Annotated in this window: 8 protein-coding genes; 6 read left to right on the forward strand and 2 right to left on the reverse strand. The window is 50.0% G+C overall.

Annotated elements, in window-relative coordinates:
* Nucleotides 1-21 precede the first annotated feature (21 nt).
* On the reverse strand, nucleotides 22-1,029 hold the full coding sequence (locus Pla110_RS09300; RefSeq protein ID WP_144995409.1) for an aldo/keto reductase: 1,008 nt from the start codon (nucleotides 1,027-1,029) through the stop codon (nucleotides 22-24).
* A gap of 1,075 nt (nucleotides 1,030-2,104) precedes the next feature.
* Here Pla110_RS09300 and Pla110_RS09305 point away from each other — a divergent pair.
* Complete coding sequence (locus tag Pla110_RS09305; protein WP_144995411.1) at nucleotides 2,105-4,279, forward strand: c-type cytochrome domain-containing protein; 2,175 nt, start codon at nucleotides 2,105-2,107, stop codon at nucleotides 4,277-4,279.
* A 61-nt stretch (nucleotides 4,280-4,340) separates the two neighbouring features.
* Here the strand turns inward: Pla110_RS09305 and Pla110_RS09310 are convergent, their stop codons facing one another.
* Nucleotides 4,341-4,799, reverse strand: a complete 459-nt coding sequence (locus tag Pla110_RS09310; protein ID WP_144995413.1) for a RidA family protein — start codon at nucleotides 4,797-4,799, stop codon at nucleotides 4,341-4,343.
* Between the two features lie 362 nt (nucleotides 4,800-5,161).
* Here Pla110_RS09310 and Pla110_RS09315 point away from each other — a divergent pair, with 362 nt between their 5' ends.
* The 5 genes from Pla110_RS09315 (at nucleotide 5,162) to Pla110_RS09335 (ending at nucleotide 12,294) form a co-directional block, all read left to right on the forward strand.
* Nucleotides 5,162-7,219 carry a sodium:solute symporter family transporter gene (locus Pla110_RS09315; protein WP_197440622.1) on the forward strand — a complete coding sequence of 686 codons (2,058 nt, stop codon included), beginning with the start codon at nucleotides 5,162-5,164 and terminating at the stop codon, nucleotides 7,217-7,219.
* An 89-nt stretch (nucleotides 7,220-7,308) separates the two neighbouring features.
* A complete protein-coding gene (locus tag Pla110_RS09320) occupies nucleotides 7,309-8,487 on the forward strand; it encodes an amidohydrolase family protein (protein WP_144995417.1) in 1,179 nt (392 codons plus the stop codon).
* A gap of 131 nt (nucleotides 8,488-8,618) precedes the next feature.
* Entirely contained in the window at nucleotides 8,619-10,085 is a 1,467-nt protein-coding gene (locus Pla110_RS09325; RefSeq protein WP_144995419.1) for an anthranilate synthase component I family protein, read from the forward strand.
* Nucleotides 10,086-10,274: 189 nt separating this feature from the next.
* A complete protein-coding gene (locus tag Pla110_RS09330; protein WP_144995420.1) occupies nucleotides 10,275-10,949 on the forward strand; it encodes an anthranilate synthase component II in 675 nt (224 codons plus the stop codon).
* 412 nt (nucleotides 10,950-11,361) lie between these two features.
* Nucleotides 11,362-12,294: a thioredoxin family protein gene (locus Pla110_RS09335; protein WP_144995422.1), complete on the forward strand. Its 933-nt coding sequence runs from the start codon at nucleotides 11,362-11,364 to the stop codon at nucleotides 12,292-12,294.
* Nucleotides 12,295-12,469: the final 175 nt, after the last annotated feature.

A 12,469-nucleotide genomic window follows, 5' to 3' on the forward strand; every position in this document is an offset into this window, starting at 1 on the left:
TCTCGTTCAACCCAATCAGGTTTAGACTGGCCGGCCCGTAATGGGGTAGGCTGAATCCTGGAATCCTTTGCCGCTGTGCTCCCCTGTCGGAACGAGCGAATCAACGAAGGCTTCGTCTTCGGCGGAGATATCGATCTTCAGAATTTCCAGATTATCTGCGAATTGTTCCCGGGTGCGGGGGCCGATAATCACGGAGGAAATGACTGGATTCGCCATCACCCAGGCCAGAGCGAACTGCGAACAAGAGATTTGTTTTTTATCGCAGTAATTCTTGAGTTCGGAGGCAACGACCAAACTTTCTTCACGCCACTCCGCCTGCTGCATTCGTGCGTCTTTGCGAGACGCGCGACTACCTGCGGGGACTTCTGCTCCCGGTTGATATTTCCCCGTCAGAATCCCACGAGCGAGGGGGCTGTAGGTCACGACTCCCATGCCATTCGCGTCGCAGTATGGGAGCAGGTCAACCTCGACATCCCGGTTTACGATGTTGTACAGAGGTTGGGCGCAACAAAATAAGTTGAGGTTATAGAGATTTGAGATCAAAGTCGCTTCGGCCAGTTTCCAGGTTCGGAAATTGGAACAGGCGATGTACCGAACTTTACCGGAGCGAATCATGTCATCCAGCGTTCGCAACGTCTCTTCCAGGGGAGTGTCGTAATCGGGAACGTGGATGTAATACAGGTCGATATAATCTGTTTGGAGACGGCGGAGGCTGTCATCCAGGGCCTTGGTCAGGTGCTTGCGACTGGAACCCTGATCCAGAACGCCTTCTCCCATTTTCTGCCCCGCTTTGGTGGCGAGTACCACGTTGTCTCTTTTTTCGGTGAGTGCTTTTCCTACGACGACTTCGGACTCCCCCGCATTGTAGATATTGGCCGTGTCGATAAAATTGATTCCGAGATCGATTGATTCATGAATCATGCTGATCGAGTCTGTTTCGTTCGTCGGGCCGCCAAACATCATGGTTCCCAGGCATAGTGGCGAAACTTTTAGTCCTGTCTGTCCCAGTTGCCGATATGATTCGATCATGGAGTTCTGCTTTCAGTCGTCGGTTCAAGAGATCAATGTTGAATGAAGTTCAAAATAGGTTTAAAGCGTTCATTCTATTGAGAAGACGAACATAATTCTGCCCGCCAGAGCAATAGACACGTGGATTGTGAAAATCTCAATAATGTATACAAGTGTTTCTAATTGAGGTGTCGCCTCGTCATTTTGGGCCTGTATTACATTGAATATGGCCGAGAATCGGGTTTCTCCCGGATCTAGACAGTTGAACTGTTAAGGGGAGACTGATAAACTTCTCCGCTCTCAACCCGTTGAATGTGTCTGCTTTAGCCAATCAATGGTGGGGTTTTGTTCTCTGGTTTACCAGACTTCCTCCCCGGCCTGTTTCCGGTTTGAGACTGCTTCGACTTTCAAGTCGGGTTGCCCGATTCCCCACCTAACTCAGGGAATAGAGGTCCTTTTAATCCGCGGCAACCTAACCTATTTTTAATCACGATACTTTCTAATTAAATGAGGATCAGTCTGAATGGGGACTAAACGAACAGGAAAAGGACGGCGAAAACTCGGCCGCAAAAAACGACGTATGCGAGCAAAAATTCGTCATCGTAAGAAATAAATGCGGGTCGGCGGGTATTTGATTCCCTCCTTCTCATGCTGAGTGTCGGTCCCGGCACCCTTCAGGCCCGTTCCCTATCATCAGGAACATGCTTTGGCCTGGTTCGCAAGCAACTCTATAAATTAGAGAAGATACCGCTGCGCCTTGATGATAAGGTGTATAGAATTAACGATCGTAGCGGAAAATACGACGAACCAACCCCGAAAAAGATGCTTATGTAGACTCCCCCTGAATTGAGGCGGAGTCTTTTTTTATGCCCGGATTGCAAAGTTCCCAGGGTTGGGGTCTGCTTCGAACCTAAAGCTTGACAATGCTTATAGTTGTCGTAATGTTAAGTATTGAAACATCAGCGTTCACCGATGAATGAAGATGTTTACTCCCACCTGAGCATTCCCAGCTGAATGTTGATGACGGTCTCTGCGACTGCCTTCCTGATACACTCCTCCCTGATTTCACCACCTCTATCAACTTTGCAGGTTTCACATGCGTAGCGCGATGTTCTGTTCTCGGATCGTACTGGCACTCTCTGTTTTCTGCTCCAGCGTTCTGGTCTATGGCGAAGACCAGCCTGCTCCGGTTAATCCGGAAGAGTTGAAAAAAGTGATCGAGTCCGCGACGGCGAAAGAAGCGGAACTGCAGAAAACGATTGACTCTAACGAGGCGAAAGTTCAGGGACTGTCGGAGCAGCTGAAAGCTATTCAGGAACAACTCAAAGGATTGCAGCAACAAGTCACTGAAGCAGAGGCAAACCTGAAATCTCAGGAGCAAAACCTGGCTCAGGTGAAATCGCAGAAGGAAGAGGCTCTCTCCAAAATCTCAGAGGAAGCCGAAGCACGCAAAACAGCGGCAGAAGCAAATCTCCAATCCAAACGAGACAGTATTAAGGATTTGAACACCCAGCTTCGCACGGTTCAAACAGCCCTGTTGCAATCCAAGAATGATCTCGAGGCATCGCAGACAGCTCTAAAAACAGAGCAGGAAGCAGTCGTTAAGCAAAAGGCCGAACAAGAGAAACTGGCGCAAATGGCGGTAGCTGCTCAGAAAGCTTTGCAGGAGGCCGATGTTGCTGCCAAAGCGGCTGCAGAAAAAGCAATGCAAGCGGCGGAAGCAGCGAAAGCTGCCCAGGCTCAAGTCGATGCTGCTCAAAAACAGTTAATGGAAGCGGAAACAAAAGTTGCCGCTCGCGAAGTCACCATCGCCGAAACACAAAAAGCAATCGAAGCCGCTCCTGCCCAGCAGGAGAAAATTGAAGCTCAGCTCAACGAAATGAAAGGGATCGCCAATCAGGTCGAAACTGAGCTCGCGGCTGTTACTGCCGAATACGTTGATAAACGAAAACAACTTGAATCGGTGCTGACTGAATCCGGCAAGTTCGTTTCTTTCTCAGAATCGATCGCTCCCATCTTTGCGAAACGATGCCTGGCCTGTCACGACACCAAGACAGCCAAGGGCCGTTACAACATGGAAACATTCGCTGCAATCCTTAAAGGGGGCGAATCGGGAGCAGCCATCGAGCATGGTGACGCCGATTCCTCTAACCTGTATGTGATGGTCGAAAGTGGTTCCATGCCTGAAGACGATGATCCGCTCTCTGCTGAACAGTTGGCGGTCATCAAAAAGTGGATCGATCTCGGTGCTCCCCTTGATGCCGGGGTTAATGATCGGGCACAGCTGATTACGATTATGCCGAAACAACCACACCCTGCTCCTCCAGAGGCGTACCGGGCTCCGCTTCCTGTAACGGCATTAACATTTAATCCCGACGGAACACAATTGGCCAGCTCTGGATATCACGAGCTTCTTCTCTGGAACTCCGCCGACGGAAGTTTGCTCAACCGCCTCACCAATGTGGCGGAACGGGTATACGATCTGGAATACAGCCCCGATGGAACATTACTCGCCGTCGCAGCGGGCACGCCTGGGCAAATGGGCGAAGTGAAAATCTTTGACGTTGCCACCGGTGAGCTGAAAGCCGATCTAGTGACATCGATCGATTCCATCTTCTCAGTGAAATTCAGTCCCTCAGGAGATCGCATTGCTTGTGGTGGTGCCGATCGAGCAATTCGTATTTTCAATGTGGCTGATGGCAAACTGTTGGCGACGATTGAAGATCACGCCGATTGGGTGATGGATGTCGCCTGGTCGCCGGATGGAACGAAACTGGCCTCGGCCAGTCGTGATAAAACGAGCAAAGTATTTGAAGCCGCAACTGGGAACTCGCTGGTGACTTTTAATGGTCACGGCCAACCCCTGTTTGCAGTCGGTTTCAATGCCGACGGAACTCAGATCATCAGTGGTGGTGGAGACAAACAGGTTCGCGTCTGGAACGTTGCTGATGGAAAAGAAGTACGCAAGATAGGTGGATTTGGAAACGATGTCTTCCAGCTTGAAATTCATCCCGACGGCCAGTTCTACAGTGCCAGCGCAGACAAGGTTGCCCGGTTACACAACTTCAACGATGGCAAAGAATTGAAGACGTTCACTGGCCATAGTGACTGGGTTTACTGTGTTACTTCGAACGCGGGTACCAAACGAGTTGCCACCGGAAGCTATGATGGTGAAATTCGGATCTGGAATCTCGAAGATGGAGCACTCGTCAGTCAATTCGTGGCGGCCCCTGGCCTGACTGCTGAAGCGATCAAGACAGCTTCCCCGTAGTTGGCATGTTCAAGAATCGAGATACGAGCGAATATAATTTGGATAGCGTTGCAAACTTGCTTTACACTTCGACCCAGACGCTGATTTCCACTGGAGAATCCAGCGGGAGTTCGCTTACTCCTACAGCAATACGGGTATGTTTTCCAGCGTCGCCAAAAATCTTGACAAGCAGTTCGGAAGCGGAGTTGAGTACCAGAGCCTGATCGTTGAATTTGTCAGCAGACTGGATAAAACCTTCCACACGAACGACTTGCTTGATCAAATCCAAGTCGCCAATACAGGCTTTTATCTGAGCAAGAGCATTAAGCGTCGCCAACCTTGCTGCATACTGCCCTTCCTGGTCGTGAATCTCATTGCCCAGTTTTCCCTTAAACGGCAATTCTTTACCAATGAATGGAAGTTGCCCACTGGTCATGACCAGATTTCCTGTTTTCAAAGCAGGGACATAATACCCCACGGCAGGAGGAGGGGTCGGTAATTCAATGTTCAGCTCAGTCATTTTGTCTTCAATGCGGCCCATGGAACACGGCTTTCTAATTGGTGGAAGTTCTTTGGAGTGACATTCTTCAGGGTGACGATGACTTCCCGAATGTATTGTAACCAGAATCGAACTGGTCTGAAATCGTGACGATCTGAGAACAGAAGCCGAAATGAAAGTGAAAAACCGGTGTTTGACCGGTTAGTAATCCCGTCGGTCTCATGTTACAATTCTTCCGCTCACCAGAAATTAATCTTTCCTGTTTCTTCACTTCTTCTTACGACCCACGGAATCTTCACGAACCCCTTCGGGAAGTTTCGAATAGCTTCTGTCACTCATGATTTCATCTCAATACGGGATGCCCTTTACTGACTGACATGGAAGCGTTCCGACATGAGGCCGAAATGCAGCTCTTCTCGCAAACCGCTCCCGCTTCCGGTCTAGCAACGCTGGACCATCTCGTCATCGGAATTTATCTGGCAGCGATGATGACGATGGGCTTTTATCTTTCCTTTCGTCAGAAATCAACAGAGGACTTTTTCCTGGCGGGGCGTAATCTGCCCTCCTGGGCAGTCGGGATCAGTTTGATGGCTTCATTGCTGTCGACGATTACCTACCTCGCGACGCCTGGGGAGATGTTCCGTAGTGGTCCGAATTATCTGTTTCGCTATCTCGGAATTCCACTGGTCTTAATGGCTACCTGGTTTATCTGGGTTCCCTTTTTTATGAGGCTGCGTTTAACCAGTGCGTACGAATATCTTGAGCGACGTTTTAATTATGCGACTCGGGCTCTCGCGGCATTCTTTTGTTTGATGCTCATTCTCGGATGGATGGCCGTCGTGGTTTTAACTGCGTCGAAGGCGATGACCGAAATCGTGCAGCTCGATCTCAACTGGTTCTTCGGAAGAAACATACCAGCGACACAAACCATGGACGACGGTTCCGCTGTTTATGTTCCCAGCGAAATTCTTGATGGTGAAGTTGTTGCTGACAGGATACTTGCCTCTGCGGAGGAAGAGACCGCCTATGGTTGGATTTTCAAACAGATGACGGTTGAGGAGCAAGAGTCTCTTAGAGAGTCGACCGAGAAACAAACAACTGTAGCGGCAATCTTTAATCGGCTGCTTAGTGACAAAGAATTGTATAACAGCGAGGCTTGGGAAGACGTCCCATTAACCGAAACGGCGCAGACGTTTACAGGAGTGCCTCTTGAGCAACTGACACATCAAGAGTTGACTCACTACAATCGAGCGCTGTTAAAATCCGTATTCCCCACCGAATTATCTGCCGCGACTCCCGCTTATGCGGACGCCGATATGCACGCTTTGATTATTTCCGTCGGGCTCTTTTCCGTGTTATACACTACACTCGGCGGTCTGCGAGCTGTCGTCTGGACCGACGTTATTCAATTCTTCGTACTAATTCTGGGGGCGTTTCTGACGATCGGAATTATCGCCTGGGTGACAACCAGTACCCCCGTCGATTGGTTTAATACTGTAACCGAACGGAAGTATGAAGAGGTTGAATGGTACTCATTCGACGTTGGGAATCGTTCGACTGTGCTCTTTATTGTGACTAGTATGTTCTTTTGGTCGTTCTGTACTCACGGAGCAAACCAGGTCGCGCTGCAACGGTATTTTTCGACTCGGAATGTCCGCGAAGGTCGAAAGAGTTATTTGGTAAGTGCTTTCTCTGATATTGTTCTCGGGCTGGTCCTGGGGTGTGTCGGAATGGCATTGGTCTATTATGTCCAACATCCCGATGTTTCAGGGCTGCTACCAACGACGGCCGATCTGGACTCCGCCGTTAGTTCGATTCGGACGGAAGCACAAGATAAGGTGTTCCCGCAATTCATTCGTATCGCCCTCCCCGATGGAGTTCGAGGCTTGGTCGTCGCGGCTTTGTTTGCGGCTGCCATGTCGACGATCGACTCGGGGGCGAACTCGATCTCCACCATCGTCACGGTTGACTACTACCGACCATTTGCCAAAGAACAGGCAACCGCGAAGGCCGAACTGCGACTTGCAAGAACATTAACGGCGTCGATGGGATTACTGATTGTCGTCAGTACGATCTTCATCTATCATCTGTCCAAAGGGACCGACCTGATTTCCATCTGCCAGAAAGGCTTTAACTGCTTTCTGGGTCCGTTGGGTGGCCTCTTTTTCGTCGGTGTTTTCTCACCCTATGTTTCCTCTCGCTCTGCCATTCTGGGCGTACTTGTAGGAGAAGTCGTCGGTGTCTGTGCGAGTTACAGTCAGGAACTCTTTAATGCCAGCTTTTCGACTCACCTCGTCATTGCGGCAGCCTGGTTCGCGACAGTGGTCTCTGCGCATATCTTCGCTATGATCCTGCGAGACTTTGCTACAGAAGAGCAACGTCGCTGGATGTTTCGGCCTGTTCTGAATAATGATATTCCCGATGTGGATGAATTATCCCGGTCAAATGATTTGCCGAGCTGATTCCGGACACCTTCTTGTCGTGTGCATCCCAAACTTTCTCCCTGAAGCAAACTCAATTTGCTAAGTCCCCACCCGATAGAGTTCTATCTATGAGAGCCCCTCTCCAGTCGTTTGTGTTCCTTCTACTGTCGATATCATCCAGTCTCTTGATTGGAGCCGAAAAGCAAGGAGATTCCGATCGCCTTTACCTCGATCAGTTTCGACCGACATCCCAGTTGAAGGCGAAAGAGCACCAGTTAACACGTGCAAAGTTTCCCTGCGTCAACGTGCATACGCATCCAGGGAAATTAACTGCGGAAGAACTCGTTGAAATGGTGGATGTGATGGACGCCGCGAACATCGCTGTTTCGGTCAGTCTGGATGGCCCCGCGGGACGAGAATTTCCAATTCATTACCGCACGCTTACAGAAAGCCATCCAGGACGATTTGCTGTTTTTGTTCGCATGGATTATCAGGGAGATGGGCTGGACGACGACCTTGCTACCTGGGATGTAAATCAGCCCGGGTTTGGCTATCGAATGGCTGACAAGCTGTCGGAAGCAGTGCGATTGGGGGCCACTGGTTTAAAACTGCTCAAAACATTAGGGCTTTATCTGAAAGATGATAACGGCAAGTTACTCAAACCTGACGACCCCCGTTTCGATCCGGTCTGGCAACGAGCGGGTGAATTGGGCGTGCCCGTGTTATGGCACTGCGCCGATCCAATCGCTTTCTTTCAACCGATCGATGAACACAACGAACGCTGGGAGGAATTGTACCGGCATCCCGACTGGAGCTTTTATGGCGAAGAGTTCCCCGCGCATCAGGAATTGATCGATGCCCGGAACCGCGTCATCGCCCGGCATCCTGATACCCAATTTATCTGTGCGCACATGGCCGACATTCCAGAAGACCTGGAAAAGTTGGGGGCATACCTCGATCAATATCCAAACATGAACGTGGAGATTGCAGCCCGTGTTTCTGAACTGGGGCGGCAACCTTATACGGCTCGCAAGTTCTTCATGAAATATCAGGATCGGATCTTGTTCGGAACTGATGGTGTTCCGCCACTAACCGAATTGAATCCTCACTGGCGTTTTCTGGAAACGCGAGACGAGTATTTCCCGTATGAGGACAACGACTTTCCTCCTCAGGGGTTCTGGAATATCTACGGGCTGGGTTTGCCGGATGAAGTCCTTAAGAAAGTTTATTTCGAAAACCCTGTTCGCTTAATACCTGCCATCAAAACGGATGGTGAAAAAGTCTGGTCAGTTTCTGGTATGAAATAGGACCAGATTCCGCCTTTGCTCTAAATAAAAATACGGACATGAAATCAGACCTTGAAGGGCGGCAATTGAATTCGATATCGTGTTATTCCATTGAGTTCACAAGCTCTTCTCTCGGTGATTAAGCACCTGTCATGTCTGTCACACTCGATCAACATCTCGCTGGAAACCGCCTCCCACTGGTTGCAGAACTGGTGGAGTTTCCTGATCCGATTGAGGCTTTGTCGCGAGTGATCGATCTTCCTCGTCCTCTCCTGCTCGAGAGTGCACGTACCGATACCGAACTGGGCCGTTATTCGTTTCTGATGGCGGATCCGTTCCGGACATTTGATTTACAGGAAGCAACGACAGGCGATGATCCCTTCTTTGAATTAAGAGCAGAACTGGAACAGTTTCAGGCGAATCACATCGAAGGTCTTCCCCCTTTTCAAGGTGGCGCTGCGGGCTTGTTCAGTTATGAATTGGGACACGCTTGGGAAAAGCTGCCTCATGCTGTCTTTGATGAATTTCAAATCCCGGCGTTCTGTGCCGGGTTGTATGACTGGGTGATTGCCTGGGACCATCGGGAGCAACGATGTTGGATCATCTCTCATGGTTTTTCTCCGTCAGCCAATCTCGATCAGAATGCACGGGCGAAACGGACATCGGACGAACTGAAGCAGCGACTTTCCAGTTCTTCATCGTCTCAGGGAACCGGATTGTCTTCACCAGCTAATCGTGTTGAAATTCAATCGGCAAAGTTTCCCCTTTCGCATCGAGTCGCTCGTGGATCAGGGCAACAACCGGAATACGTCAGCAATTTCAGCGAAGAGGGTTATCTCGAAGCGGTAACCCGAGTGCAGGAATATATCACGGATGGGGATATCTTTCAGGCGAATCTTTCGCAGCGATTGTTAACTCCTCAACGAACAGACTCACTTCCATTGTATTCCCAGCTTCGAACTCGCAACCCTGCTCCCTTTGCTGCTTATTACCAACAGGACGATTGGTTTCTGGCGAGTTCTTCACCGGAGCGGTTTGTTCAAGTGCAGGGTAAGCAGGTCAGCACGCGACCGATCAAAGGAACACGACAGCGACGTCGGGCGGAAGCAGATCTATTCACCCGTGATGAACTGCGCCAAAGCGAAAAGGATCGCTCCGAGAACGTGATGATTGTCGACCTCCTGCGAAACGATCTCTCCCGTGTCTGCCGGCCAGGGACGATTCATGTACCCGATCTGTGTCGAGTGGAAATGTATGAGACGGTGCAGCACCTGGTATCCGAGGTGCGAGGTGAACTTCAACCGGACAAAACTGTTTGGGATCTTATCGCGGCAACCTTTCCGGGTGGTTCCATCACAGGCGCCCCAAAAATTCGGGCGATGCAAGTTATTACTGAACTCGAAACAACTGCTCGCGGCCCCTATTGTGGGTCTCTCTTCTATTCCGGTTTCAATGGCCATTTCGACAGCAGTATTTTGATTCGTACACTCACTGGCAAAGGTGGCTGGATTCAACTTCCGGTCGGTGGCGGGATTGTCATCCAGTCCGATCCGCTGCAGGAGTACGAAGAAACGATGCATAAAGCGGCGGGAATGCGACGAGCACTCGGTACTTCCTGAGTGTTATCTGCTTATACGAACTCGACTTCCGCAGGTTACTGGGCTTTCAGCTAATCTGGTTTGATACGAATCGGGAAACGCAGACCTGTTTTCGGACTGGATTCCCGTTAGAATCAGGTCGATATTCTCATTGAGTGCTTTGAATCTTTCCATCAACCCTAACTTTTCTGTGTGAATCACACTGTTCTGATGATTGTTCTAATCGATAACTACGACAGTTTCGTCTTCAATCTGGCCCGCTATTGCCAGGAATTGGGGTGTGATACGCACGTGGTACGTTCGGATGAAATCGATGCGAATGGTATTAGGAAAATGGATCCCCAGGCAATTATTTTGTCTCCGGGACCCTGCACTCCGCGAGAAGCGGGAAATTGTCTGTCCATCGTCGAGACGCTGTTGGAAGAATATCCGATATTGGGAGTCTGTCTGGGACATCAGGTGATCGCGGCGGCAACGGGATCTGAAATTATTCACGCACCGGAACCGATCCACGGACGGACATCCCGCGTCGAGCATGTTGGATCGGCCCTGTTTGAAAACGTGCCTAACCCATTTCAGGCAACGCGTTATCATTCGCTGATTATTGATGAAGCGAGTCTCGGTGAGGAGTTTCAGATTACAGCCCGTTCGGACGACGGAGTTCCCATGGCGATCGAGCATCATCGATTGCCTGTGATGGGGGTTCAATTTCATCCAGAATCGATTCTGACGGATCATGGTCATCGGCTCATACACAACTTCTTTAGTGTCGCCGGATTAAAGACCCCTGACTATGAATCGCGTGAGCTACCACATCCCAATGAAAAATACAGCACCACCCCGCTGACGCCGGTGCATACCCCCGGACCGGTTCCTCTTCGCTAACCGTTACACACTTCGCGGCAAACTCTGCCGGCGATATCTGCTCAACAGTTTTAACCGGTAAGGTCTTCGCAGAAATAGCGACCCATTTCTATTGGCGCTGACTCGCTGGAAAACCAACCTCGATTCCGCATTATCGAGATCTCTTTTTCTTCTGGACCGATAATGACTCTGACGGAGTCTCAGGTAACTTTACGAGGAGCGTATCGACTGAAAATCCAGTCGGAGTGTGTCCCCCTTCCCTGTGCTGCTTCTTCCAGGAGTGAAGGCTCGGTGCAGGAGCCGATCACAATCACGATCTGGATAGACCCAGCATGAGTTCAGCCTTCCCGCCGCCGATGTGACTGCAAATATACATCAACTCACGGCCCGATTCCTGAAACTTGATGCGAATGGTAAAACCGGAAAAAATCACTTGGCTTCTCTAATACAAAAACGCAACAAGACGACGCTGTTTCTGATGGCACTTGTATTGGTATTCGTTCTCTCCGCTGGCTTGCTACGGGGACAGTCGAATTCCGGAAAGCATGGCATCTGGCATTCCGATTTCCGAAAAGCCTACGATGAAGCCAAACGGACGAACCGCCCACTGTTGATTCATTTCTACGCAGACTGGTGTATGCCCTGCCAGAAGATGGAGAAAGAAGTTCTCTCTTCTCGGGAATTGTCTCAGTTGGTGAATAATGATTTTGTCGCTGTTAAAATCAATGCCGATCATCATCAGGATGTCGTCGAGCACTTTTCCGTTAAGTCGCTTCCCAGTGATGTGATCATTGACCCTGCTGGAAAGGTGCTGTTGCGGAACAAAGGTTATTTGAAACCAAACGTGTACCTGGCCGGTATTCATTCCGCATCGAAAAGCTATCAACCCGGGGCACCACCGAAACAGGAAGTCCCGCGCCAGACACAAAAACCGGGGTCGATGCCCGCAGAGCAGCGAGGTGAAGCGAGTTCAGTTAAAGTTGGGTTGAACGGATTCTGTCCGGTCTCTCTGTACCTCAACAAAAAATGGGAACGCGGGAATCCAGATTTCAAAGCTAGCTTTCAAGATGTGGTTTACTTCTTTACTTCACGTCAGGCTCGCGATGAGTTTCAGCGAAGTCCCGAAAAGTATGCTCCCGAATACCTCGGTTGCGACCCAGTGATTCTCACTGAAAGTGGCCACGCCGTCCCAGGCTCAACCAAGTACGCGGCTTACTCCAAAGAGAGGCTATACCTGTTTCTGATTCCAGAAACACGCGAGCGATTTAACCGGACACCGGAAAAGTACATCAATTACCGGCAGGCACTCAATATCGAACAGATTGAACAAACCGCTGATGCTGGCTTCGTTCGAGAGTCCTTCTGAACCGGTAGCCTGTCGATGGAATGACTTTGAGCAAGGCCGCAGGTCAGTTTAAACGGGTATTCTGGGACAGCTGGTGGCTGGAAACCATTGTGTTGGTTGATCTTATGATTACCGGTTCGGTGCCTTCCAGCTGTCGATTTCGCTACAATTCCTCCGTTCGTAATATTTTGACAGA

It is taken from the genome of Polystyrenella longa, from assembly GCF_007750395.1.
In the GTDB taxonomy this organism is placed as follows: domain Bacteria; phylum Planctomycetota; class Planctomycetia; order Planctomycetales; family Planctomycetaceae; genus Polystyrenella; species Polystyrenella longa.